We start from the raw sequence: 25,088 nt of genomic DNA on the forward strand, positions 1-25,088 counted from the left end.
TATCAGGACATGGGTTACGATCTGTTTACTACGAGGGCTCAGTGAAGCCGCAGCGCTTGCGGGTTCTTCGTCGGGAGCCGATCGCCCGCATCGCCGAACGAAAAAGGCCGCGCCAAGGGCGCGGCCTTTCGCTTCATTCAGAGGCGATTTTCCATGGCGCGCGCGCCCTGGAAAATCGCTTTATCCGGCGGCGCGTAGATTGTCGGCCGAAGATTTGCCAGAGCGGCGATCTGCCACGATTTCGTAGGAGATCTTCTGGCCTTCACGCAGCGTTCCAAGACCGGCACGCTCGACAGCGCTGATGTGCACGAACACGTCATTGCCGCCGTCATCCGGCTGGATGAAGCCATAGCCCTTGGTTGCGTTAAACCACTTCACGGTTCCCATGCTCACGGGGGTAGTCCCTTCTCAGATATACAAGTCGTAGCCCACCCTTCGATGGGCTGGTGAGATCGAATTTTTGGAAGGGTCGTCAGCGTCTAAACCGGCTGTACCGGTGGATAGCTAATGTCGTCCGGCCGAAAATCGATGGCTAATATTATTCGATAGTAGTGGTCAAAACAATCCTGACGTGCACGTTTTTTTGATTCGGCCGGCCAGCCGGCCGCGACCGCGCACGATATGGGCGTATCGGGCGCGTTTTCGCTGACGTCAGGGTACGCTTACCGGCGGCGGAACTGACCGCCGCGCGGCGGTCCCCCACGCGGGGCACCGGTGCTCGGGCGCTCGTCCTTGTGACGGAAGATCAGGCGGCCCTTCTCCAGATCATAGGGTGACATTTCGATCGTGACCCGATCGCCTGCCAGCGTCTTGATCCGGTTCTTCTTCATCTTGCCGGCGGTGTAGGCAACAATTTCGTGCCCGGCGTCGAGCTGCACACGGTAGCGCGCGTCGGGGAGGATTTCGGTCACCAGTCCTTCGAACTGGATCAGCTCTTCTTTAGCCATGGTGGTCTCCAGGTCGATCGAAGCTAGCGCTGCGGTCGGTGGGTACGGTTGGGTTGAGTATTCGGACGGCTCTCGCGATGCAAGAAGGCGACGCCCTGAATGCCCTCACTTTTCCCGCCTTGGCTCTTGCCGGCCTGCTGCGCCGGACGCGGCTGCTCGTGCCGGTTCGGCTGCGGCGCGGCATTATTACCACCACCGCGGCGGGGTCGGCGAGGGCCTTTTGATCCCGGTGCCGATTCATGTCCACGGGATTCGTGCCCACGGGATTCATGACCTCTGGAGTCATGTCCCCGGGAGTCCTGGGACCGGGCGGTGTGGGCTCGCGGGGCGGATCGTCCACCCCGGTGCTGCTGTGCAGGGCGCTGCGAGGGGGCCGGCGCGGCATCGCGGCTGCCGGGCGTGCGACGGTCTTCCCGCGGCAGCGTGATACGGATCAGCCGCTCGATGTCGCGCAGATAGCCCATCTCCTCGGCGCCCGCGATCAGCGAGATCGCAACGCCTTCGGCGCCGGCGCGGGCGGTGCGGCCGATGCGGTGGACATAGGTTTCCGGGATGTTGGGCAGATCGAAATTCACCACATGGCTGATGCCGTCGACGTCGATGCCGCGGGCGGCAATGTCGGTGGCGACCAGGGTGCGGATCTCGCCGGTGCGGAACGCGGCCAGCACGCGCTCCCGGTGGTTCTGCGACTTGTTGCCGTGAATAGCGTTGGCTGAGATGCCGGCCTTGGCCAGCGTCTTCACGACCTTGTCGGCGCCGTGCTTGGTGCGGGTAAAGATCAGCGCGCGGTCAACCGGTTCCTGCTTCAGAAGCTGCGCCAGCACCCCTGACTTGGCCGAGAAATCGACTTGGATGATGCGCTGGGCGATGCGTTCGACGGTCGAGGCCACCGGCGTCACCGCCACGCGGGCCGGGTCACGCAGCATGGCTTCGGCGAGTTCCGCGATATCCTTCGGCATGGTGGCCGAGAAGAACAGCGTCTGCCGCTTGATCGGCAGCTTAACGACGACTTTGCGGATGTCGTTGATGAAACCCATGTCGAGCATGCGGTCGGCTTCGTCGAGCACGAGGAACTCGACCTGGCCGAGCTTCAGCCCGTTGCTCTGGACGAGATCGAGCAGGCGGCCGGGGGTCGCCACCATGACTTCGACGCCCTGCATCACCGAGCGGACCTGACGGCCCATCGGCACGCCGCCGATCGCCAGCGCCGAGCTCAGGCGGATGTGGCGGCCATAGGCGTTGAAGCTGTCGAGGATCTGGCCGGACAATTCGCGGGTCGGCGAGAGCACCAGCACACGGCAGGTCTTGGGCTGCGGCCGGATGCGATTTTCCAGGATCCGATGCAGGATCGGCAGCGCAAAGGCCGCCGTCTTGCCGGTGCCGGTCTGGGCGATGCCGACGACGTCACGGCCGGTCATTGCGAGAGGGATGGTCTGGGCCTGGATGGGTGTGGGCGTGTGGTAATTTTCTTCCTGGAGTGCACGCGAGATGGGATCGGCGAGGCCGAAATCCTGAAAGGAGGTCAAAAGAGGGTTCTTTCCATCAAAAAAGGCAGGCGCCCGGCTTCGATGGCCAGGAGCGCGCGAGTGTGTCTGAGACACCCGCGTGTTTGGGGCGTCGGTTGTGCTAGCTGAAAAGGGGCAAGCCAGAAACCGTTGAACGGGCTCAGAACACGCGGCTCGCAAGGACCTGATGATTCTCTAGGTCACGCAGATCATATGGAGCACCCGTGCGGCGCTTTCAAGGTGAATTCCGCGCGTGTCGTCCGCGCGGTTAAGGAAACCAGTCAGCCAGACCACGCTGTTGCGCCCGTCAGCAATCCAAACGACCAAAATTCGTGCAAGAAATTTAGCCAAATTGCGGCTTTTGCACAAAAAATAGATAGTTTGCCGCCAAAGCATACATTTTTGCAGTCTAAAAAATAAGCAAATTTGTCGCCGCTGGTTTCCGCAGGCCCCGAATTCCAGAGCGATTATATGGGCTTACCCGGTCTTCAGCCGATGGCATGGTTCTTGCGATTCCGTTAACGCAGGCGGCCGTGGGGCCGTTCGCAGCGTTTAACGCGACTGCGTCAGGGAGATGACACCTCATGCTTACTCAATTGACTCACGATATAACGACGATGAGCCGCCGTCGCTGGCTGGCGGCGACCGCCGGCCTGGTTTTGGGCTTGGCCGCATTTTCAAATGCCAAGGCGCAGGAGACCATCAAGGTCGGCGTCCTGCACTCGCTTTCCGGCACCATGGCCATCAGCGAAACCACGCTGAAGGACACCGTGCTCTTCCTGATCGACGAGCAGAACAAGAAGGGCGGCGTGCTTGGCAAGAAGCTTGAGGCCGTCGTCGTCGACCCCGCTTCGAACTGGCCGCTGTTCGCTGAAAAGGCGCGCGAGCTGATCACCAAGGACAAAGTCTCGGTCGTATTCGGCTGCTGGACCTCGGTGTCGCGCAAGTCCGTGCTCCCGGTATTCAAGGAGCTGAACTCGATCCTGTTCTACCCCGTGCAGTACGAGGGCGAGGAGAGCGAGCGCAACGTGTTCTACACCGGTGCTGCGCCGAACCAGCAGGCGATCCCGGCGGTCGACTACCTGATGAAGGACGAGAAGGTGAAGCGCTGGGTGCTGGCCGGCACCGACTACGTCTATCCGCGCACCACCAACAAGATCCTCGAAGCCTACTTGAAGTCGAAGGGCGTCAAGCAGGAAGACATCATGATCAACTATACGCCGTTCGGTCACAGCGACTGGCAGACGATCGTGGCCGACATCAAGAAGTTCGGCTCGGCCGGCAAGAAGACGGCTGTTGTCTCCACCATCAACGGCGACGCCAACGTTCCCTTCTACAAGGAACTGGGCAACCAGGGCATCAAGGCGACCGACATTCCGGTTGTCGCGTTCTCGGTCGGTGAAGAAGAGCTCGCCGGCATCGACACCAAGCCGCTGCTCGGCCATCTCGCCGCCTGGAACTACTTCCAGTCGATCAAGGACCCGGCCAACGAGAAGTTCATCAAGGCCTGGCAGGCCTACACCAAGAATCCGAAGCGCGTGACCAACGATCCGATGGAAGCGCACGTCATCGGCTTCGACATGTGGGTCAAGGCAGTCGAGAAGGTGAAGTCGACCGATCCGGACAAGGTGATCGACGCGCTGCCCGGCATTGAAGCCAAGAACCTGACCGGCGGCACCTCCAAGATGCTGCCGAACCATCACATCACCAAGCCGGTGTTCATTGGCGAAATCAAAGCCAACGGCCAGTTCGACGTGGTGTGGAAGACCCCGGGTCTTGTCGCTGGCGACGCCTGGTCGAAGGAGCTCGACGGTTCCAAGGACCTGATCGGCGACTGGGTCGGCAAGAAGTGCGGCAACTACAACACCAAGACCAACAAGTGCGGCGGTCAGGGCTCCTGATTTCCCGCTAGCTTGCAAGAATAACTTCCAAGAGAACTACGAAGAGAGACCGGAGAAGGCGGCGGTGCCGCCGCCTTCTCCCCACACTCCTGCCGGGGTCGTATTGTGTCTGCCAATTTCCTCGACCGTTTTCGCGCGGTTCTGCTCGCAATCCTCCTGACCGCAGCCTTCGCCGTGCCGGCGCTGGCGGGTCCGTTCGAGGATGCGGTCGCCAAATTCGCCAATGACGATTTTTCCGACACCGACGAGGCGATCGGCGCGGTCGCTGTCTCGGGCAATCCGCTGGCCTTTCCCATCATCAGCGCGCTGCAGGAAGGCCGCTTGTCGGCCGATCCTGATACCAAGAAGGTTTTCGTAACCGGAAGCGACGGCAAGATCATCGATGCCGCCACCGGCGCCGCCGTCGACAAGCTGCCCGACAATGCCGCCGCCGTCCGCCTCAACAACCGCCTGCGCCGCGCCGTGGAGGCCGCGCTCGGCGGCCTGACGCTGCTGTCGCCCGATCCCGCCAAGCGGATCGCGGCCGCGCAGTCGGTCTTCAAGAGCCATGAGGAGAGCGCACTGGCCGTGATCGATGGCGCGCTCGCCAAGGAAACCGACAAGGGCGCCAAGGCGGCCTTCACCGAGGCCCGCGCTGCGATCCTGCTCTACAAGGGCGACGCGACCGAGGTGGAAAAGCTCGAAGCCGTTGCCATCGTCAAGGCGCGCGGCGACCAGGAAGCGATGGCGCTATTGACCGGCCTGGGCACCGACCTGCCGCCCAGCGTCGCGCGCGCCGCGGCCAGCGCGATCGCTTCGATCCAGAGCAATCTGGCGATGTGGTCGATGGTGCAGAACGCCTGGTACGGCCTGTCGCTCGGCTCAGTGCTGCTGCTCGCGGCGATCGGGCTCGCCATCACCTTCGGCGTCATGGGCGTCATCAACATGGCCCATGGCGAGATGGTGATGTTAGGGGCCTACACCACCTTCGTGGTGCAGGAGGTCATTCGCACCCGCTATCCCGGACTGTTCGACTACTCGCTGCTGATCGCGGTGCCGCTGGCGTTTCTTGTCGCCGGCGCGATCGGCGTCCTGATCGAGCGCGGCATCATCCGCTTCCTCTATGGCCGCCCGCTGGAAACGCTGCTCGCAACCTGGGGCCTCTCGCTGGTGCTGCAGCAGGCGGTGCGCACCACGTTCGGTCCGACCAACCGCGAGGTCGGCAATCCCTCCTGGATGAGCGGCGCGTTCGAGCTCGGGCAGATCACCATCACCTATAACCGGCTCTGGATCCTCTGCTTCACGCTGGCCGTCTTCGTCATCCTGCTCGCCATGCTGCGCTACACGGCGCTCGGACTCGAGATGCGCGCGGTCACTCAAAATCGCCGCATGGCGGCCTCGATGGGGATTGCCACCTCGCGCGTCGACGCGCTGACCTTCGGCCTCGGCTCCGGGATTGCCGGCATCGCCGGCGTGGCGCTGTCGCAGATCGACAATGTCAGCCCCAATCTCGGGCAGAGCTACATCATCGACAGCTTCATGGTCGTCGTGTTCGGCGGCGTTGGTAATCTCTGGGGCACGCTGGTCGGCGCCTTCACGCTCGGCATCGCCAACAAGTTCCTGGAGCCGGTCGCGGGCGCCGTGCTCGGCAAGATCGCCATTCTGGTGCTGATCATCCTGTTCATCCAGAAGCGGCCGCGCGGCTTGTTCGCGCTCAAGGGCCGGGCGGTGGAAGCATGACGCTGCACGTGCTGACGCGTTCGCTCGATCGCAGCGCCACCATCTTCCTCGTCGTCGTCGCAGCCCTCGGCGTGCTGATCCCGCTGTCGAACCTGCTGTTGCCGGCGGGCTCGATGTTCCAGGTGCCGACCTATCTGGTCGCGCTGTTCGGGAAATACGCCTGCTACGCCATTCTCGCGCTGTCGATCGATCTGATCTGGGGCTATTGCGGCATTCTCTCGCTCGGCCACGGCGCGTTCTTCGCGCTCGGCGGCTACGCGATGGGCATGTACTTGATGCGCCAGATCGGCAGCCGCGGCGTCTACGGCAATCCGATATTGCCCGACTTCATGGTGTTCCTGAACTATCCAAGCCTGCCATGGTACTGGTACGGCTTTGACATGTTCTGGTTCGCGGCGCTGATGGTGCTGGTGGTGCCGGGCCTGCTGGCGTTCTGCTTCGGCTGGCTTGCGTTCCGCTCCCGCGTCACCGGCGTCTATCTGTCGATCATTACGCAGGCGATGACCTACGCGCTGCTGCTGGCGTTCTTCCGCAACGATTTCGGTTTCGGCGGCAACAACGGCCTGACCGACTTCAAGGATATTTTGGGCTTCAACGTGCAGGCCGACGGCACCCGCGCCGCCCTGTTCGCGCTGAGTTGTCTGGCGCTGATCCTGGCCTTCCTGATCTGCCGGGCGGTGGTGACCTCGAAACTCGGCAAGGTCCTGATCGCGATCCGCGACGCCGAATCCCGCACGCGCTTCCTCGGCTATCGCGTGGAGTCCTACAAGCTGTTCGTGTTCACGCTGTCGGCCTGCATGGCCGGCGTTGCCGGCGCGCTCTATGTCCCGCAGGTCGGCATCATCAACCCGAGCGAATTCGCACCGGGCAATTCCATCGAGGCGGTGATCTGGGTCGCCGTCGGTGGCCGCGGCACGCTGGTGGGCGCAGCCCTCGGCGCCGTCGTCGTCAACTACGCAAAAACCTACTTCACGTCGGGCCCGCTGGCGCCCTACTGGCTGTTCATGCTGGGCGCGCTGTTCATCCTGGTGACGCTGCTGCTGCCGAAGGGCATCGTCGGCACCTTCACCGCCTGGCGCGAGTCGCGGAAAGCAACGGAAAAGGCCAATGCCGAAAGCGCCGATCTCGAAGACGGTGTCGGCGAACCAAAGCCGGCGGAGTGAGCGCATGAGTGTCATGGAGGGAAGGACCACTTCCGCGCTGCTCTATCTCGACGGCGTTCACGTCTCCTTCGACGGCTTTCACGCCATCAACAATCTGTCGCTGACGCTCGAGCCCGGCGAGATGCGCGCCATCATCGGCCCGAACGGCGCCGGCAAGACCACGATGATGGATATCATCACCGGCAAGACCAAGCCCGACGAGGGCACGGTGCTGTTCGACGGCATCACCGACCTGACGCGGCTCGACGAGACCCGCATCGCCGAACTCGGCATCGGGCGCAAATTCCAGAAGCCGACGGTGTTCGAGAGCCAGACTATCGAGGACAATCTGCTGCTGGCGCTCAACGTCGATCACAGCGTCAAGGGCACGCTGTTCTGGCGCGGCAGCAGGGACGAAGCCGAGCGGATCGACCGGGTGCTGGAAACCATCCGCCTGACCGATGCGCGCAACAGATTGGCAGGGAGCCTGTCGCACGGCCAGAAGCAATGGCTCGAGATCGGCATGCTGCTGGCGCAGGATCCAAAGCTGCTTTTGGTCGATGAACCCGTCGCCGGAATGACCGACGTCGAGACGCATCAGACCGCGGAGCTGCTGAAGGAAATCAACAAGGAAAAGACGGTCATGGTCGTCGAGCACGACATGACCTTCGTCCGCGAACTCGGCGTCAAGGTCACCTGCCTGCACGAAGGCACGGTGCTGGCGGAAGGGACCATCGATCAGGTCTCGTCGAACGAGCGGGTGATCGAAGTGTATCTGGGGCGCTGATCCATGCTGAAGGTCGACAATATCAGCCTTTACTACGGCGCGGCGCAGGCGCTGCGCGGCGTCTCATTGTCCGCAGAGCCGGGCAAGGTGACATGCGTGCTCGGCCGCAACGGCGTCGGCAAGACCTCGCTCTTGCGCGCGATGGTCGGCCAATACCCGATCGCAGGCGGATCGATCACGCTCGACGGCAACGACATCACCGGCCTCAAACCCTACGAGCGCGCACGGCGCGGCATCGGCTTCGTGCCGCAGGGCCGTGAGATATTTCCGCTGCTGACGGTGGAGGAAAATCTCAAGACCGGTTTTGGCCCGCTCAAGCGCGACGACCGCCATATCCCCGACGACGTGTTCTCGCTGTTTCCGGTGCTGAACACGATGCTGGGCCGGCGCGGCGGCGACCTCTCCGGCGGGCAGCAGCAACAATTGGCGATCGGTCGCGCGCTGGTGATGCGGCCGAAACTGTTGCTATTGGACGAGCCGACCGAAGGTATCCAGCCCTCGATCATCAAGGACATCGGCCGCGCCATCACCTATCTGCGCAGTCTTGGCAACATCGCGATCGTGCTGGTCGAACAATATCTCGACTTTGCCTGCGAGCTCGGCGACAATTTTGCGGTCATGGATCGCGGCGCGGTGAAATATGCCTGCGACCGCGCCAACCTCGATCCCGCCGAGATCAGCCGCCAGATGGCGCTGTAAGGCGTATCGGGCGTTGCGTTTGGGGGACGGATGCGGACCGATAGCACGCGCGCGATTTCAGCGACGTTCGCGGCCAACCGCGCCCAGGGCGCGGTGCGGTTTGGCGTGCATGTCAAGGACGGCGCCACTCGCCGGGGCGATTTGCATGAATCCGGCTCGCTGCGCGTGCGCTTTCCTTCGCCCGAGGCCGAAGGCCTGTCGGGCGTGTTCGTCAACACCGCCGGCGGCATTGCCGGCGGCGACCGTTTTGATATCGATATCGCGGCAGGCGAGGGATCGCGGCTGACGCTGACGACGGCGGCGGCTGAAAAGGTCTATCGCGCGGCCGGGCCCGCCGCGCAGCTCAATATCGCGTTGAAGGCCGAAGCAGGCGCTCGCCTCTCCTGGCTGCCGCAGGAAACCATCCTGTTCGACCGCGCGCGGATCATCAGGCGCATTGACATCGACCTGGCCGAAGACGCCTCGCTTCTGCTCTGCGAAATCGTGGTGTTCGGCCGCGCGGCAATGGGCGAAAAGATGCTGCACGGCGAGTTCATCGACCGCTGGCGCCTGCGCCGTGGCGGTCGCCTCGTGTTTGCGGAGACCATCCGGCTCGACGGCGACATCGGCGAAAAACTGGCGCGGCCGGCCGTTGCGAAGGGCGGCGTCGCCATCGGCACCGCGCTGATCGTGCCGGGCGACGAGGCGCTGGTGGAGCGGATCCGCGAGGCCTCTGAAACGTTCGGCGGCGAGGTCGGCATCTCCTGCTGGAATGGATTTGCAATGGCCCGTTTCTGTGCCCAAGATGCGGCCCGGCTCCGCGCCGATATGATGGCAGTGCTCGGCCGCGCCAGCGGCGTGGCGCTCCCAAGGCTTTGGCTAAATTAGGTCTTCAATCACCCGAGTGCCCGCATGAATCTCTCCCCCCGCGAAAAGGACAAGCTCTTGATCTCGATGGCGGCCATAGTGGCACGCCGCAGGCTCGAGCGCGGCGTCAAGCTCAACCATCCCGAAGCGATCGCCATCATCTCCGACTTCATCGTCGAGGGCGCGCGCGACGGCCGCACCGTGGCCGAACTGATGCAATCGGGCGCGCAGGTCATCACCCGGGCCCAATGCATGGACGGCATCCCGGAGATGATCCACGACATCCAGGTCGAGGCGACGTTTCCGGATGGGACGAAGCTTGTCACCGTACATGAGCCGATCCGATAGGAGCACCAGATGATCCCCGGCGAACTCTTCATCAAGGACGGCGAGATCGAACTCAATGCCGGCCGCAAGACGGTAACGCTCACCGTCGCCAACACCGGCGACCGTCCGATCCAGGTCGGCTCGCACTACCATTTCTTCGAAACCAACCCGGCGCTGAAATTCGAGCGCAGGAAAGCCCGCGGCATGCGGCTCGATATCGCCGCCGGCACCGCGGTGCGCTTCGAGCCCGGCCAGACCCGCGACGTGCAGCTCGTTGCGCTTGCCGGCAAACGCGTCATCTACGGTTTTCGCGGCGACGTGCAGGGGAAACTATGAGCGCCAGAATCAAACGTTCCGTCTATGCCGACATGTTCGGGCCCACCACCGGCGACAAGGTGCGGCTGGCCGACACCGATCTCATCATCGAGGTGGAGAAGGATTTCACCATTTATGGCGAGGAGGTGAAGTTCGGCGGCGGCAAGGTGATCCGCGACGGCATGGGGCAGTCGCAGGTGACGAACAAGCAGGGCGCGGCCGATACCGTCATCACCAATGCGCTGATCGTCGATCACTGGGGCATCGTCAAAGCCGACGTCGCGATCAAGGAAGGCATGATCGCTGCCATCGGCAAGGCCGGCAACCCCGACATCCAGCCCGGCGTCACCATCGTGATCGGCCCCGGCACGGACATCATTGCGGGCGAAGGCAAGATCCTCACCGCCGGCGGTTTCGACAGCCATATCCATTTCATCTGCCCGCAGCAGATCGAGCACGCGCTGATGAGTGGCGTCACCTCGATGCTCGGTGGCGGCACCGGGCCCTCGCACGGCACGTTTGCGACCACCTGCACGCCCGGCCCCTGGCACATGGGGCGGATGATCCAGTCATTCGATGCGTTCCCGGTCAATCTCGGCATTTCCGGCAAGGGCAACGCCGCGCGTCCCGCGGCGCTGGTCGAGATGATCAAGGGCGGTGCCTGTGCACTGAAGCTGCACGAGGATTGGGGCACCACGCCGGCCGCGATCGACAACTGCCTCGTCGTCGCCGACGATTACGACGTGCAGGTGATGCTGCATTCGGACACGCTGAACGAGTCAGGTTTCGTCGAGGATACCGTAAAAGCCTTCAAGGGCCGCACCATCCATGCCTTCCACACCGAGGGCGCCGGTGGCGGCCATGCGCCTGACATCATCAAGATCGCCGGCTTGAAGAACGTGCTGCCGTCCTCGACCAATCCGACGCGGCCGTTCACGCGCAATACCATCGACGAGCATCTGGACATGCTGATGGTGTGCCACCATCTGGATCCGTCGATCGCGGAAGATCTGGCGTTTGCCGAAAGCCGCATCCGGAAAGAAACCATCGCGGCGGAAGACATTTTGCATGATCTCGGCGCGCTCTCGATGATGTCATCGGACTCGCAGGCGATGGGTCGGCTCGGCGAAGTCATCATCCGCACCTGGCAGACCGCCGACAAGATGAAAAAACAACGCGGCGCGTTGCCCGAGGACAAGGGCAACGACAACGACAATTTCCGCGTCAAGCGTTACATTTCGAAATACACCATCAACCCATCGATCGCGCATGGCGTGTCGAAGCTGATAGGGTCAGTAGAGAAAGGCAAGCTTGCTGATCTCGTGCTGTGGTCGCCGGCCTTCTTCGGCGTGAAGCCCGATTGCATCATCAAGGGCGGCTCGATCGTGGCGGCGCCGATGGGCGATCCCAATGCCTCCATTCCCACGCCGCAGCCGGTGCATTACCAGCCGATGTTCGCCGCCTACGGCAAGTCGCTGACGGCCTCTTCGGTGGTGTTCACCTCGAGGGCTGCCATCACGGGCGGACTGGCGCGCAGGCTCGGGATCGAAAAGAAACTCTACCCCGTGAAAAACACCCGCGGCGGCATCTCCAAAAAGAGCATGATCCATAACGGCGCCACGCCCAAAATCGAGGTCGACGCCGAGACCTATGAGGTGCGCGCAGACGGCGAGCTTCTGACATGCGCGCCGGCCGAGGTCCTGCCCATGGCGCAGAGGTATTTCATGTACTAGGGTTTCTCCCGGGCGTTCAAAGCCAGAACAAAAGTCCGGGAGGATCTAGTGATTTACGTCGTTGCCACGCTGACCGTGAAGCCTGAAACGCGCGCCGAATTCATCGCGGCTGCCGCCGCCTGCATCAAGGAAACCCGGAAAGAGCCTGGCAACATCGCCTATGACCTGCATGAAAGCGTCACCGATCCCTCGAAAATGGTGTTCGTCGAGCAGTGGGAAAACGCCGAAGCGCTGGTGCCGCATCGTGGCGCCGAGCACATGAAGACATTTGGCCGCGTCGCCGTAAAATGCATGTCGGCGCCACCGAAGATCGAAGTGATCACGCCGGAAAAGGTCGACGTTCGCTAATCAAGAAAAACAAGGGATAAACTCATGATCTACGTCATCGCCACCACACCGATGAAGCCGGAAAACAAGGACGACTTCATCAAGGGGCACAAGGCCTGTACCGCCGAAACGCTCAAGGAGAAGGGCTGCATCTCCTATGACGGCCATGTCAGCGTGAACGATCCCAATCTGTATGTGGTGGTGGAGCGCTGGGAGACCCGCGACGACCTCAACGCGCATGGCCGCGCGCCCCATATGAAGGTGTGGCGGGAGTATTCCTCGCAGATGAAGACGGCGCCGACGGTGATCGAGATCATCAGCGACGGCAAGGTGGAGAAATTCTGACGTGTCTTTGAGCAGGCTGCCATGATCCGCGCGACAAAAGTCCTGGGCCAGCATCGCTGGACGAACGACGCCGCCGATACCGTCGTGCTCGATTTCAACGACCGGCACCGGCGGCGGATAGCGATGATGGGGACGCGCGGGCTGGAATTCCTGCTCGATCTGGAGAACGCGGTCGCGCTGCGCGGCGGCGATGCACTGGTACTGGAAGACGGCCGGCTGATCGAGGTGGTCGCGGCCGCCGAGCCGCTGGTCGAAATCCGTGGCGCCGATCCCCTGCATCTGGTCCGGGTCGCCTGGCATCTCGGCAACCGCCATCTGCCGACCCAGATCATGCCAAAAGGCTTGCGCATCCGCAGGGATCACGTCATCGAGGCGATGGTGAAGGGGCTCGGCGCGCGCATCATCGAGATCGAGGCGCCGTTCGATCCCGAGGGTGGCGCGTATGCGCAGGCGGCTCACGATCATGCCGCGCATGATCATGGCCATCATCACCACGGTGATCACCATCATCACGGCGATCACGATCACAGCAGTGATCACGATCACAACAGTGATCACGATGATCACCATCACCACGACGAACATTGCGACCACGATCATCACCACCACGATCACTCCCATGCTCATGACCACAAGTGAGCCCGCGCCGGCCGACGCGGGCAGCGGAATGAATGCGGATGAGGCGGCGGCGCTGTACCGGCTGATGACCTGGCTGTCGCCCTCCTTTCCGGTCGGCGCATTTTCCTATTCCAGCGGCATCGAATGGGCGGTGGAGGCGGGCGACATCACGGATGCCGCATCGCTGCGCGACTGGCTGGCCGCGATGCTCGGTGACGGCTCGGGCTTCTGCGACGCGGTGTTTCTGGCGCAGGCGCATCGCACCGCATCCGCGCAGGACGATTCTGGATTGCGCGAGATCGCCGAACTGGCCGCCGCGTTCGTGCCCTCGCGCGAGCGGCAACTCGAGACCTCGACACAGGGCCGCGCCTTCATCGAGATCGCGCGCTCAGCCTGGGCCTGCGACGGGCTCGACGGCATGGTGGCTGCTTGCGGCGGCACGGTCTATCCCGTCGCAGTCGGAATCGTCAGCGCGGCGCACGCCGTGCCGCTGGCGCCGGCGATGCACGCTTTCCTGCATGCCGTGGTGTCGAACTGGATTTCCGCCGGCGCCCGCCTGGTGCCGCTCGGACAAACCGACAGCCAGCGCATTCTGGCAAGCCTCGAAGCCGATGTCGCGGCCACGGCAAAGCGCGCACTGGAAGCTTCCATCGATGATCTTGGCAGCGCCGCCTTCCGTGCCGATCTCGCCAGCCTGCGTCATGAGACGCAATATACGCGGCTGTTCCGGTCATGATGCGGCACACTCTTTCGTCGTCCCTGCGAACGCAGGGACCCATAGCCACCGGCCTCGGTTGTTACAAACGGTGTCGGCCGTTCTGCCTTATTGATAGATCACGCGGTATGGGTCCCTGCGTTCGCAGGGACGACGATAGAGGAGGGAATGTTCGACATGTCTAAATCTCACGGTCCCCTCCGCATCGGCGTCGGCGGTCCCGTCGGCTCCGGCAAGACTGCGCTGATGGACCTGCTCTGCAAGTCGATGCGCCAGCGCTACGACATCGCCGCGATCACCAACGATATCTACACCAAATGGGATGCGGAGTTTCTGGTGCGCTCGGGTTCGCTGACACCGGATCGCATCGCCGGTGTCGAGACCGGCGGCTGCCCGCACACCGCGATCCGCGAGGACGCCTCGATGAATCTCGCCGCGGTGGCCGACATGCGCGCGAAATTTCCCGATCTCGATATGGTGCTGATCGAATCCGGCGGCGACAATCTCGCCGCAACGTTTTCGCCCGAACTCGCCGATCTGACGATCTACGTGATCGACGTCGCCGCCGGCGACAAGATCCCCTCCAAGGGCGGACCCGGCATCACCCGCTCGGACCTGTTGGTGATCAACAAGATCGACCTCGCGCCGCATGTCGGTGCGTCGCTTGAGAAGATGGAGCTTGATACGAAAAGGATGCGGGGCGAGCGGCCGTTCGTGATGACCAATCTGAAGAAGAGCGAGGGGCTCGATCGCATCATCGGCTTCATCGAGACCAAGGGCGGCCTGCGCCCGGCCGGGAAGGCCAAGGCTGGGTAGGTCAAAGTCTTGGTAGGTCAAAGCCGGGTAGGCGGATCAGCGGCCGGACAAGCGCCGGGACGGGCGGTGCATTAACATTAACACTCGGTCCGTCGCCGCAGCCAAGCGGATTTGTCCGTCCTCGCCGGAACCAAATCCGCGCTGTCAGATTATCAACCTCTGGCCCCGCCAAATCAGCGTTAACGGCGGCCGTGTTGTTTACCTCGCTGCCACCTGTCAGTTGCGTGCTGATGAACGCTCCGTCATATTCGCCGCGGTTGGCCTTCGCGCTATTGCCATGTGCCTCTGCCCCGGCAGACCTCAAGTTGTTTCCGATACGTCTTCGCCAACACGTCATTCCTGAGTAAGCGAGTGGTTCGGCTGGGCTTCATTATCGGCTTTATCGCGCTGATCGGAGTTCTGCTCTCCGGTCTCGCGGCCTATCGCGTCCACGACCAGGAACTGGCGATCGACGGCATCGCGCTTTCGCGCGCGATCGACGTCCATGCCAGCCTGGTGCAGGACCGGCTGACCGAGCGCGAATTGCTCGCTCGCGTTGCATCCGGATTGTTTCGCGCGCCGTCGGCGGTGAAGGCCAATATGCTGCAGCCGCTGCGCTCGGCGATCTACGCCTTCAAGACCGATTTCGTGATCGCGAACTGGATCGCGCGGCTCAAGCCAAGCGATCTGGCCGTGGCGCAGGCGGAGCTGAAGAGCGCCGGTTTCACCAACCCGACGATCCGCGATTACGACGACCGGCCGCTCGACATCAAGACGATCGACAAGCCGCTCGACGTCCTGATGGACCTCGAACCGCGCAGCGCGGATACGCTGGGCTTTCCGGGCCGCGCCTACGACCGGCATTCGGTGATCGGGCCGATGCTGGCGCAGGCGGCGGCCTCCGGCAAGCCGGTGGCGTCTGACCCTATACCGCTGCTGCGGAAGAACGGACCGATCGGCATCGTGCTGGCCTCCGCCATCCTGAAGGAGGGCACCGCCGAGCCCGTGGGCTTCGTCACCTTTTCCTACGAGCTGGCGCCGCTGATGCTGACCAACGACGACCGCTCGCTGTTTTCGGTGGTGCTGAAGGATCCCAATGACGCCAGCGACGAATATGTCGCCAACGACCAGGGCGTGATCTCCTTGCGGGAGGTCAAGCAGGGCGATCCGTTGCCGTCGGTGGTGCGGACGGTGACGTTCGGCGGCCGCGACTGGTCGCTGGGCTATTATGCCAAGAACAATGCCATACAGCGCGCGCAGCAGACGGCGATCATCGTCGCGGCCATCGGCTTCGCGCTCACCGGCATCGTCTGCGGCCTGTTCGGCTATGTCGCCTACAACAATCTGCGGCTCAGCCGCGAGATCCAGGTCCGGATCGGTTTCGAGCGGCGGTTGACCGCCGTCATCGACGAGCTCAACCACCGGGTCAAGAACATCCTCGCCGTGATCCAGTCGATCGTGACGCGCACGCTGCGCCACGGCTCCGACATGGACGTGTCGCGCGAGCTCCTGATCGGCCGTATCCATGCGATGTCGAACGTGGTGACGCTGCTCAGCGAAAGCCAGTGGCAGGGCGTCAAGCTCAAGGGCCTGTTCGAGTCGCGCGCCATCCCGCATGCCGACCGCATCGTCGTCAACGGCCCGGATATCGCCGTCAGCGCGCGCGCCGCGCAGTCGCTGTCGCTGTTGCTCTTCGAATTGGCCTCGCATTCCGACGAGGGCCTGTCGCTGGTCGGCAAGCACCCGCACATCGTGGCGAATTGGGAAGTCTCGGGCGAGGAGCCGGACACGATCTTTCATTTCCGGTGGGAAGAGTTCAACACCAGCGCGGCGACGCGGCGGGAAGACAGTGATTTCGGCCTCATCCTGCTCGACCGCGTCGCGCCGGAGGCAATGGGCGGCACCGCGAAGCGCTACTTCACCGACGTCAGCTACGTCTACGAACTCACCGCGCCGATGGTCACCGTCGTCGACATGACCGAGCGCGACAGGACGGAGCAGATTTCCGCACCGCTGCGGTAGGGCAAGTTCGGCGGCCTGCACTGAATTCGCAAACTGGCGTAGCCCGGATCGAGCGAAGCGCAATCCGGGGCCGGTCTATGCGGTGGAGGCGTCGGAAGTGAATCCCGGGTTGCGCTGCGCTTCGCCCGGGCTACGACATCGACAACAAAAAAGGCGGCCACGCGGGCCGCCTTTTCCATGTCATTTCGATAGCGTCATCAGCCGCCGTTGCCGCCGATTACCGCGCGCACGGTCTCGTCGGGTCCGAAATCCTCGGCGCCATCGACATAGAGCAGCGCGGAGAGTTTCGAGCGCGCGCGGTTGACGCGGCTCTTGATGGTGCCGACCGCGCAGCCGCAGATGGCAGCTGCGTCCTCATAGGAGAAGCCGGAGGCGCCGACCAAGATCAACGCTTCGCGCTGGTCCTGCGGCAGCTTGTCGAGCGCGGTGCGAAACTCCTCGAACTCCAGGTGCGCATTTTGCGCCGGCTGGGTCTTCAGGGTTTTCGCGTAATTGCCCTCGGCGTCCTCCACCTCGCGCCGCCGCTTCCGGTAGTCCGAGCGGAAAAGGTTGCGCAGGATGGTGAACAGCCAGGCCGGCAGGTTCGAGCCGGGCTGGAACGAGTCGATGTTGGCAATGGCGCGCAGCAACGTTTCCTGAACCAGGTCGTCCGCACGGTCGCCATTACCTGAGAGCGAGATCGCGAACGCGCGCAGGCTGGGTACCGACGCCAAAATGTCGTCGCGAAGAGAGTCTGTGAGAGGCATTAGTCCCTCCCGTCGTTTTTTGCTGGGTCGTCGATCTGGGCCGCCGCCGCCTCCGGCCCATCGAGCTTCCGGATCAGCTCCGCAAAGCGGTCCGGCACACCCTGTCGGACCACGTCGTCGTACATGGCGCGAAGCTGGTGCCCGATCCTGGATTGAATCTCGGCGTTAAGCCCGCCCTGCTTCTTTACTTCCTTCATGGTCTGATCCACGCTTCCCCGAGAGTTAAGTCTCTGTGGTTTCAAGAGGTTACCTCGAAATTGGGCCCTAGGCTGCCGCGTTGTAGGTTGAAGGCTAATGCGAATACGTGCGGAAGGTTCCGAAATCCCGGAACTTTTTCTGGAACTTTTTTGCCCTACGTGAGTAGTCGGGGGGTGACAGGGGAACCGGGGTCCCCCCGCCGAAACTTAAATTGACGCCCGATCGGGCGCTTAAGGTTACGTCCGCCCGGCTGAGACCCTAAGTATGGCCAAGGATACGGCCCAGGATAAGGATGGAATGGGGATGTCCCGATCACAGCTCGTTGCTGAACATCTGCCGCTGTTGCGGCGCTATGCCCGTGCGCTGACCGGAAACCAGGCCTCGGGCGATGCCTATGTGGCCGCCATGCTGGAGGCCCTGCTGCAGGACGGCTCGCTGCTCGACGAACGGCATGGCCCGCGCGCCGGGCTGTTCAAGCTGTTCACCCAGATATGGAATTCGGTCTCGCTCAACGACAACCCCGACGTCGCGACGCTGGCGTTGCCGCCGGAGCGCAGGCTGTCGAACATCACGCCGCTGCCGCGGCAGGCGTTCCTGCTGCTCTCCCTCGAAGGCTTCTCCGAGGAGGAGGTGGCGTTCATTCTCAATACCGACATCCCCGAGACGCGCGCGTTGACGGATGCCGCCGGCCGCGAGATGGCGGCGGAAATCGCCACCGACGTCCTGATCATCGAGGACGAGACCTTCATCGCGATGGACCTCGAGAGCCTCGTGAAGAATCTCGGCCACAACGTGATCGGCGTCGCCCGCACCCATGCCGATGCGGTGGCGCTCGCCAAGAACAAGAAGCCCGGCCTGATCCTCGCCGACATCCAGCTCGCCGACGGCTCGTCGGGCCTCGATGCGGTCAACGAGTTGTTGAAGGTGTTCGAGGTGCCGGTGGTGTTCATCACCGCTTACCCCGAGCGCTTCCTGACCGGCGAACGCCCCGAGCCGGCGTTCCTAATCTCGAAACCGTTCCAGCCCGCGATGGTCTCCGCGGTTGCGAGCCAGGCGCTGTTCTTCCAGCGCAACTCGCGCAACCGCGCGCCGCGCGCCGCCACGGGCTGATCGAAGCTTGTTAGCGTAGAGTTTGGAATGATCCGGCGCGCTCCCCACTGCGCGCCGGATTTTTGTTGGGCCAATCTGCTACGGTCCTCCCGGCGACGACCCTCCTGATGATGTGGAGTAGGGATCGATGAGTGTCGGGCTGATCGGCCTTCTCGACGATATCGCTGGTATCGCCAAGGTGGCTGCAGCTTCCCTCGATGATGTGGCCAGCCAGGCTGCCAAAGCGGGTGCAAAGGCGGCAGGTGTCGTCATCGACGATACCGCCGTCACGCCCGGTTACGTGATCGGGTTCGAGCCGAAGCGCGAACTTCCCATTGTCGGGAAGATCGCAACGGGTTCGCTGCGCAACAAGCTCCTGGTCCTGCTCCCCGCGGCCCTGGTGCTCAGCTACTTCCTTCCCTGGACGATTACGCCGCTGCTGATGCTGGGCGGCGCCTATCTCTGCTACGAAGGGGTGGAGAAGGTGCTCGAGGCCGTCATGCCCCATCAGGCGCACCAGCACGAAGCCCAGCTCGGCACGGTCTTGTTGAACGCGCAGTCGGTCGAAGACGAGAAGGTCGCAAGCGCGATCAAGACCGACTTCATCCTCTCGGCCGAGATCATGGCGATCACACTGGCGGCCCTCCCGGTGGGGAGCATCTGGAAGCAGGCGCTTGTGCTGGCGGTCGTGGCGATCGGAATCACTGTCGCCGTGTATGGCGTGGTGGCGCTGATCGTGAAAGCCGACGATGTCGGTGTTGCGCTGGCGCGGAACGATCACGCCTCGGCCATGGGCCGCGCGTTCGGACGCGGCATCGTTCGCGGCATGCCCGTGCTTCTGAAGATTCTCAGCGTGGTCGGCACTGCCGCCATGATCTGGGTTGGCGGCGGCATTATCCTTCATGGCGTCGAGGTCTACGGTCCGCCGGCAATCCACCATGCCGTCAAGGCCGCTGTCGAGGCAGTGGCCCACGCATTCCCGCCGCTTGCCGCGATCCTCGAATGGGCGGTCGAGGCAGCCATGTCCGGCGCGATAGGCCTGCTGGTCGGTGCCGTATCGATTCCGGTCGTCGGATTTGTCTTCGCGCCTGCATGGAAATCGCTGAAACGCTTTTTGCATCGCCGTCGGAATACGTCCGCTCAGTGAAGGGCCGCCTGTTTCGCCGCCACTGTGCCCTCTCTGCCGCTTGCGAGTGGGCTGGGTGGCAGCGACACCATTGTTGCGGAGCGAATTTCCTCCACGCCTGCGCCGTGTCGAGCGTACCCGGTTCCGCTGCGCAAAGCCGGGCTCATAAACCTTCGTATAGCCGGTTCATCCGTTTCGATATGGGCCACTTACCTCGGTACAATTGAGCATGGCGCGCGCGGATCCTAATGTCGTCACGTCGAGGCAGGATGTATGTTACGAATTGCCTGCGCATCGTCGATCTTTCCTCCCGGTCGTCGGCGCCGCCTGCCTCGTCACCTCGGTCGCCGCAATTTTCGTTCGCACGCGACGATCAGGTGACCTCGCGAAATGATTTCTGATTGAGCGTGCCATGTGAACCAGTTCACCTCGGGTTCACTGAGCCGGCATTATGATCCTTTCTCGTGATTCAGCGCCAATCCCGGCGACTTCACCTGGGACTGGCGATTGTGGACGACACCCGTGTTCGCGGCCAGGCACCTCCCCCTGGCTCGGGCCACCAGCCTCGATTTGAAAGCTGGTCGGACTGATCCGGCGTGCCCCACTTGCGCGCCGGATTTTTTTACGTGCACCAACAGCGTTGACGCCCGCCGGCGTGGTGTTGGCTTTGCGGAAGGCGCGATGGACCGGATTGCTTGTTGAACTGCGCCCCACGCCCGCATAGGCTCGCTGCAGCAACAAGAAAATAGACGGGAAACGGCCCTTTAACCGATGCAGTCCGCCGAGCGGCCTTTGCCCTACCGCCGGGGCCTGATCATCGTCGCTACATTGGCCACCGCCTATGTCGCCAGCCATTTTTTCCGCGCCTCCAACGTCACCATCGGTCTCGACCTGATGCGCGATCTCGCCATCGGGCCGGAAGCGCTGGGAGCACTGACCGGCGCGTTCTTCTTCGGTTTTGCCGCGATGCAGATTCCTTGCGGCTTCTTCTTCGATCGCTTCGGGCCGCGCTATACTATGGTCGGCATGCTCGTCGTCGCGAGCCTCGGCGGCGCCCTGTTCACGCTGGCGCCGAGCTGGCCGGTGCTGTTGACCGGCCGCGCCCTGATGGGCGCCGGCTGCGGCGTGATGCTGATCGGCAGCATGGTGGTGATCTCGCGCTGGTTTCCGCCGGACCGCTTCTCCACGATGACAGCCATGGTGCTGTCCATCGGCCTGCTCGGCAACCTTGCCGCCACCACGCCACTCGCCTGGGCATCGGAGGCGGTCGGCTGGCGGGCGGTGTTCGGCGCCGTCGTCGTCTTCACGGCGCTTGCAACGATCGCGATCTGGCTGGTGGTGCGCGACGCGCCATCAGGTCATCCCTTCCTGAGCCGCAAGGTCGAGCCGCCCGGCGAGATGCTCAACGGCCTGATCGAGGTGCTGCGCAACCCGCGCCTGAAGCCGATCCTGGCGCTGAACTTCTGCAACTATGCCTGCACCTTCACCGTGCAGGGTCTGTGGGGCGGGGCATTCCTGCGCGAGGTGCATGGGTTGAGCCCGATCGCGGCCGGCAACGTCCTGCTCTGCGCCGTGATCGCCTACCAGGCCGGCATGCTCGCTTTCGGCCCGCTCGACCGCCGGCTCGACACCCGCAAGGGCATCGCGATCGGGGGCACGCTGGTGATCATTGTCCTGCTCGCGATGCTGGCGCTGTTTTCGCACCCGCCAGTCTGGCTGCCCGTTACCGTCATCATCGCCATGGGCTTCTTCTCGGCCTCCAGCACCATGGTGATGACGCACGGCCGCGGCATCTTCCCGGACAGGCTGATCGGCCGCGGCATCTCGACCATGAACACGGCAGTGATGCTCGGCGTCGCCTGCATGCAGACGCTGTCCGGCATCATCATCGGCGCGTTCGAGCCGCTGGCCAGCGGCGCGCGGACGGAAGATGCCTATCGCGCGCTGTTCGGGACGCTGACGCTGGTGCTGATCGTGGCGGTCGCGATCTACAGCCGCTCGCAGGATGTGAAGCCGAGCGAGGAGATGCGGGCGGCGAGGCGGTAGTCAATCGCCGGTAAAGTTGCCCGCCGTACCGCCTGGCCCGAGCGCCAAGCCGCTTTAATTCCGGTTGCAGTGCACGATTGCCATTCCGTCCCAGCGGGAGGATGCTTGAGCATCGGCACAAGGGAGAGCGGCATGAGCAAGGCAGTTCCCGACAACCGCAAGCAGGATGGTGAAATCAGCCACAAGCACGGCGCCACCCTGGTCGGCACCTTGCGCAAGATTTACGGACAAGGTTTTGCTGCCGGTTATCCCCCAACCGACAAACTGAGCGAGGTTATGCTTCACCTGAACGAGACATCGCTGAGTCAGCTTCGCCGCGATTACAAGACCGGTCATCTCGATCACAAGATCACGAACGCCTTGCACTGAAGGCGGTCTGCCATGAGTATGCTGGCATATGCTCGCAAGGTTCGCTTGCGTGACGTCCGCCTGCATGGAAAACTCTCGGATTATGCCGGTTACCATCGACTACTACCTGTCGCTCAATTCGCCATGGACGTACCTCGGCAGCGCGCCGTTCGCCGAGATAACGGAGCGCAACGGCGCGATCGTCAACATCAAGCCCTGCAAGTTCGGACCGATCTTTGAGCAGACCGGCGGATTGCCCCTGCCGAAGCGCTCGCCGCAGCGGCGCGCTTACCGGATGATGGAGTTGAAGCGCTGGCGCGAGGTGCGGAGCGCTCCCATTAATCTCGAGCCGAAACATTTCCCCTGCGACGACGCCGCGGCGGTCCGCCTGGTCATCGCAGCTAAGCTGCAGGGCAAGAATGCCCACAGGCTGTCGCTCGAGCTCGGGCGTGCGCTGTGGGAACGCGAGGAAACGCTCGCTGATGCCACAACGATCGCGCTGGCCGCCGAGCGCGCCGGTCTCGACGCGGCGGAGTTGCGCGCGGGCGGGCCTTCAGACGCTGAACTCGACGCGCTGTATGAGAAGTTCACGCAGGAGGCCCTGAGCGTGGGCGTCTTCGGTGCGCCGAGCTACGTGCTGCCCTCGGGCGAGATTTTCTGGGGCCAGGACCGGCTGGACCAGCTGGAACACGCTTTGAAAAAGCTGGCGCCTTGAGAATTTGAGAAGCTGACCTCATAAAAAAGCAGGGTGCGACCGGCATCACCACGGTCGCACCCCACGTCGCCGGTCAATGGGGCAGGGGGAATAACCGGCTGCCGGGATGACTCCGAGCCCCCCGGAGTCGTTCCATGGTGCCGCAAATTTTTTTCGTACACGGTTAAGTGATCAACAAGCGCCGGACCCCCTTTGGCTCGGTTCGGGTTGTGTCCGTGATCGCCATAGGGCGAGGGAAAAACCGGCATGTCACAGATTTTCAAAGCAATTTTAGCTGCTCTCGCCATTACCGCGACATTTGGCGCCTTCCAGCTCGCGTCAGGCCATGACCTCACCGGCCGTCGGCAACTCGCCGCGACTGCACCCGCAACCGACATCAACCGCGCCGCCAAGGCCGACCGCGCGGCGCCCAGAGCCGCGTCAGGCCAGAGCGACACGATTACGATCCGTAGCGTCGGCCTCGACGATACGTCGGTGGTGGTACGGGTTCCCGTGGTCCAGGCGCCCGTGACTCAGGAGCCGGTTGTCCAGGACGAGGCGCGGAACCGCCCGTCGGCACCGGCGCCGGCCAAGCCCGGCCCGACGAAGAAGATGACGGTAGCCTGCGAACCGCCGGTCAGCGTTTTGACCGAGGTCGCAAAACTGCTTCAGCCCGGCCGCTGCGTGACCTGATCGCGCCACGGTGTTGTGAAGCCGTTACCCCATCTACGGACTGCGAACTGATTTGCTTTGCGCGCAAGCACAATCTCGACGCTCATTTGCGACAAATCAACACGACGGGCAAAATCAGTAAAAACCTGTCCAGCTCCTCCCGCAAAAATATTCCGCTTAACACGCAGGCCAAATGCAGCAAGCACCTGCGCCCTCTATTTCGAGGAGGGCAAACGAAGATGCAAACCTCGGGCGATCAGCGCCGCGAGAAGACGAAACTGTATCCACCGTCATTGCGAGCCAACGGGTCGGCGCGAAGCGCCGCCCGATGAAAGGCTCCGCGAAGCAATCCATTGTCACCTTGTGCACGGAAAGATGGATTGCTTCGCTCGCAATGACGTGGATGGGCCGCAGCGTACCGGATACCCGGCTTTCGCAGCGCGCGGACCGCCTACTCCGCCGGTGCTTCGCTGGTACTGCCGCTCGTGTTGGCGCGGCTGGCGAGAAATCCCAGTGCCAGCCCGCCGACCGCAAGGATCGGGATCAGCTTCTTGACGCCGACGGCGCGGATCACCTGGATGCCGGCCGCAACCAGCATCGGATCGGACAGCACAGTCTGCGCGGTGGATTTTGCCATCTTCGCCGCCAGTTCGGCGCGCGCCTCGATCTGCTTCTTGCGGACCATGTAGCAACCGACCGCGATCAGAGTGACTACGAAGAAGAAGCCCGCGCCGGTCAGGCAGGCATGCACCGGGCCGTAATTTTGCAGAACGAACACGAAGGCGGCGGCGCACAGAAATGCGGCGGTGATGAGCAACGCCATCGCCGCGGCTGCCGCCAGCGATGTCAGCCGCAGCGTGCTGCTGGCCGAATTCTTGAAATCGTCAATCCATCGCTGAAACATGGCCAAGCCTCGATCTGAAACACCTCGATCTGAAAACAACAGCGCAACAAACCATGGGGCGCACCATCATTACCGACGCGAGAACGATCTGCGCCCGGATCCAAGACTACCTGCCCCAAGACTACCTGCCCCAAAACCTACCTGCGCCACGTCAAGCCGATCAGCAAGCCTATGCCGAGCGCGAGGCCCACGGCTGCCAGCGGACGCTGCGTAATGGCGTCTTCCAGCGTCTCCTCGATGGACGAGGCTGCGTCTTGAGCGGCATCTATCATCGCGCTGCCGCGTTCGGAAACATCCTCCACAGCCTGTTCCGCATTGGCGCGCGCCTGCTTGTAGCCCCGTCGCGCCTGCTTGCTGGCGGTGCCGGCAAAACTGTTGAGAGCGTCGGTGATCTGCTCGGTCAGGGCTGCGATATCGTTTTTCACGGCGATTACATCCTTCTGCAGGCGTTCATAGGTCGCTTTGTCGGTCGGATTTTTCGCCGCGGCTTCACCGTTCGTCGTCGACATCGAAAGCTCCCAG

The 25,088-nt window shown here is 63.1% G+C and carries 28 protein-coding genes; 21 read left to right on the forward strand and 7 right to left on the reverse strand.

What is annotated here, in order from left to right; translation table 11 throughout:
• Positions 1–180 precede the first annotated feature (180 nt).
• The 3 genes from V1286_RS00590 to V1286_RS00600 form a co-directional block, all read right to left on the reverse strand.
• The gene (locus V1286_RS00590; RefSeq protein ID WP_002714433.1) at positions 181–393 is read right to left on the reverse strand and encodes a cold-shock protein; all 213 of its coding nucleotides are present in this window, start codon (positions 391–393) and stop codon (positions 181–183) included.
• 269 nt (positions 394–662) lie between these two features.
• Positions 663–947: a translation initiation factor IF-1 gene (infA, locus tag V1286_RS00595; RefSeq protein ID WP_074819689.1), complete on the reverse strand. Its 285-nt coding sequence runs from the start codon at positions 945–947 to the stop codon at positions 663–665.
• Between the two features lie 23 nt (positions 948–970).
• Entirely contained in the window at positions 971–2,473 is a 1,503-nt protein-coding gene (locus V1286_RS00600; RefSeq protein WP_334476905.1) for a DEAD/DEAH box helicase, read from the reverse strand.
• 596 nt (positions 2,474–3,069) lie between these two features.
• On the opposite strand from V1286_RS00600, the gene urtA reads away from it, so the two are divergent.
• From urtA to V1286_RS00675, 15 genes are all read left to right on the forward strand, one after another.
• On the forward strand, positions 3,070–4,353 hold the full coding sequence (gene urtA, locus V1286_RS00605; RefSeq protein ID WP_108514304.1) for an urea ABC transporter substrate-binding protein: 1,284 nt from the start codon (positions 3,070–3,072) through the stop codon (positions 4,351–4,353).
• A gap of 141 nt (positions 4,354–4,494) precedes the next feature.
• Positions 4,495–6,072 (forward strand): urea ABC transporter permease subunit UrtB, encoded by a 1,578-nt coding sequence (gene urtB / locus V1286_RS00610; protein WP_417021234.1) that lies wholly within the window; start codon positions 4,495–4,497, stop codon positions 6,070–6,072.
• Positions 6,069–7,235, forward strand: a complete 1,167-nt coding sequence (gene urtC / locus V1286_RS00615) for an urea ABC transporter permease subunit UrtC (protein ID WP_334476909.1) — start codon at positions 6,069–6,071, stop codon at positions 7,233–7,235. The genes urtB and urtC overlap by 4 nt, the downstream gene beginning before the upstream one ends.
• A 4-nt stretch (positions 7,236–7,239) precedes the next feature.
• Positions 7,240–8,001: an urea ABC transporter ATP-binding protein UrtD gene (gene urtD / locus V1286_RS00620; RefSeq protein ID WP_334476912.1), complete on the forward strand. Its 762-nt coding sequence runs from the start codon at positions 7,240–7,242 to the stop codon at positions 7,999–8,001.
• Positions 8,002–8,004: 3 nt separating this feature from the next.
• Positions 8,005–8,700, forward strand: coding sequence for an urea ABC transporter ATP-binding subunit UrtE (urtE, locus tag V1286_RS00625; protein ID WP_334476914.1), 696 nt, complete (start codon positions 8,005–8,007; stop codon positions 8,698–8,700).
• A 30-nt stretch (positions 8,701–8,730) separates the two neighbouring features.
• Positions 8,731–9,567: an urease accessory protein UreD gene (locus V1286_RS00630; protein WP_334476916.1), complete on the forward strand. Its 837-nt coding sequence runs from the start codon at positions 8,731–8,733 to the stop codon at positions 9,565–9,567.
• Positions 9,568–9,591: 24 nt separating this feature from the next.
• A complete protein-coding gene (locus tag V1286_RS00635; protein ID WP_334476918.1) occupies positions 9,592–9,894 on the forward strand; it encodes an urease subunit gamma in 303 nt (100 codons plus the stop codon).
• Between the two features lie 9 nt (positions 9,895–9,903).
• Positions 9,904–10,209 carry an urease subunit beta gene (locus tag V1286_RS00640; RefSeq protein WP_334476920.1) on the forward strand — a complete coding sequence of 102 codons (306 nt, stop codon included), beginning with the start codon at positions 9,904–9,906 and terminating at the stop codon, positions 10,207–10,209.
• On the forward strand, positions 10,206–11,921 hold the full coding sequence (ureC, locus tag V1286_RS00645) for an urease subunit alpha (RefSeq protein WP_334476922.1): 1,716 nt from the start codon (positions 10,206–10,208) through the stop codon (positions 11,919–11,921). Before V1286_RS00640 ends, ureC begins: the two co-directional genes overlap by 4 nt.
• Positions 11,922–11,969: 48 nt before the next feature.
• Positions 11,970–12,269, forward strand: coding sequence for a putative quinol monooxygenase (locus V1286_RS00650; protein ID WP_108514295.1), 300 nt, complete (start codon positions 11,970–11,972; stop codon positions 12,267–12,269).
• Positions 12,270–12,293: 24 nt separating this feature from the next.
• A complete protein-coding gene (locus tag V1286_RS00655) occupies positions 12,294–12,593 on the forward strand; it encodes a putative quinol monooxygenase (RefSeq protein WP_212419428.1) in 300 nt (99 codons plus the stop codon).
• A gap of 21 nt (positions 12,594–12,614) precedes the next feature.
• Positions 12,615–13,232 (forward strand): urease accessory protein UreE, encoded by a 618-nt coding sequence (gene ureE, locus V1286_RS00660; RefSeq protein WP_334476926.1) that lies wholly within the window; start codon positions 12,615–12,617, stop codon positions 13,230–13,232.
• The gene (locus V1286_RS00665) at positions 13,213–13,947 is read left to right on the forward strand and encodes an urease accessory protein UreF (RefSeq protein WP_334489463.1); all 735 of its coding nucleotides are present in this window, start codon (positions 13,213–13,215) and stop codon (positions 13,945–13,947) included. The genes ureE and V1286_RS00665 overlap by 20 nt, the downstream gene beginning before the upstream one ends.
• Positions 13,948–14,103: 156 nt before the next feature.
• On the forward strand, positions 14,104–14,742 hold the full coding sequence (gene ureG, locus V1286_RS00670; RefSeq protein ID WP_334476928.1) for an urease accessory protein UreG: 639 nt from the start codon (positions 14,104–14,106) through the stop codon (positions 14,740–14,742).
• Between the two features lie 351 nt (positions 14,743–15,093).
• Positions 15,094–16,743, forward strand: coding sequence for a CHASE domain-containing protein (locus V1286_RS00675; protein ID WP_334476930.1), 1,650 nt, complete (start codon positions 15,094–15,096; stop codon positions 16,741–16,743).
• 197 nt (positions 16,744–16,940) lie between these two features.
• On the opposite strand, the gene V1286_RS00680 is transcribed toward V1286_RS00675, so the two are convergent.
• Both V1286_RS00680 and V1286_RS00685 read right to left on the reverse strand, forming a co-directional pair.
• Positions 16,941–17,489 (reverse strand): sigma-70 family RNA polymerase sigma factor, encoded by a 549-nt coding sequence (locus V1286_RS00680; RefSeq protein WP_108514290.1) that lies wholly within the window; start codon positions 17,487–17,489, stop codon positions 16,941–16,943.
• On the reverse strand, positions 17,489–17,686 hold the full coding sequence (locus tag V1286_RS00685) for a NepR family anti-sigma factor (protein ID WP_108514289.1): 198 nt from the start codon (positions 17,684–17,686) through the stop codon (positions 17,489–17,491). The genes V1286_RS00680 and V1286_RS00685 overlap by 1 nt, the downstream gene beginning before the upstream one ends.
• Before the next feature lie 304 nt (positions 17,687–17,990).
• Between V1286_RS00685 and V1286_RS00690 the strand changes: the two genes are divergently transcribed.
• From V1286_RS00690 to V1286_RS00715, 6 genes are all read left to right on the forward strand, one after another.
• Positions 17,991–18,797, forward strand: a complete 807-nt coding sequence (locus V1286_RS00690) for a response regulator (RefSeq protein ID WP_334476934.1) — start codon at positions 17,991–17,993, stop codon at positions 18,795–18,797.
• A 127-nt stretch (positions 18,798–18,924) separates the two neighbouring features.
• Complete coding sequence (locus V1286_RS00695) at positions 18,925–19,923, forward strand: DUF808 domain-containing protein (protein ID WP_334476936.1); 999 nt, start codon at positions 18,925–18,927, stop codon at positions 19,921–19,923.
• Between the two features lie 750 nt (positions 19,924–20,673).
• A complete protein-coding gene (locus V1286_RS00700; RefSeq protein ID WP_334476937.1) occupies positions 20,674–21,948 on the forward strand; it encodes an MFS transporter in 1,275 nt (424 codons plus the stop codon).
• Between the two features lie 132 nt (positions 21,949–22,080).
• Positions 22,081–22,317 (forward strand): hypothetical protein, encoded by a 237-nt coding sequence (locus V1286_RS00705; RefSeq protein WP_334476939.1) that lies wholly within the window; start codon positions 22,081–22,083, stop codon positions 22,315–22,317.
• A gap of 49 nt (positions 22,318–22,366) precedes the next feature.
• Positions 22,367–23,011: a 2-hydroxychromene-2-carboxylate isomerase gene (locus tag V1286_RS00710; protein WP_334476942.1), complete on the forward strand. Its 645-nt coding sequence runs from the start codon at positions 22,367–22,369 to the stop codon at positions 23,009–23,011.
• 246 nt (positions 23,012–23,257) lie between these two features.
• On the forward strand, positions 23,258–23,683 hold the full coding sequence (locus V1286_RS00715) for a hypothetical protein (protein ID WP_334476944.1): 426 nt from the start codon (positions 23,258–23,260) through the stop codon (positions 23,681–23,683).
• A 430-nt stretch (positions 23,684–24,113) separates the two neighbouring features.
• On the opposite strand, the gene V1286_RS00720 is transcribed toward V1286_RS00715, so the two are convergent.
• Positions 24,114–24,566, reverse strand: coding sequence for a hypothetical protein (locus V1286_RS00720; RefSeq protein ID WP_334476946.1), 453 nt, complete (start codon positions 24,564–24,566; stop codon positions 24,114–24,116).
• Positions 24,567–24,703: 137 nt separating this feature from the next.
• A complete protein-coding gene (locus V1286_RS00725) occupies positions 24,704–25,075 on the reverse strand; it encodes an ElaB/YgaM/YqjD family protein (protein ID WP_334476948.1) in 372 nt (123 codons plus the stop codon).
• Between the last annotated feature and the right edge of the window lie 13 nt (positions 25,076–25,088).

This window comes from Bradyrhizobium algeriense (assembly GCF_036924595.1).
Lineage (GTDB): Bacteria > Pseudomonadota > Alphaproteobacteria > Rhizobiales > Xanthobacteraceae > Bradyrhizobium > Bradyrhizobium algeriense.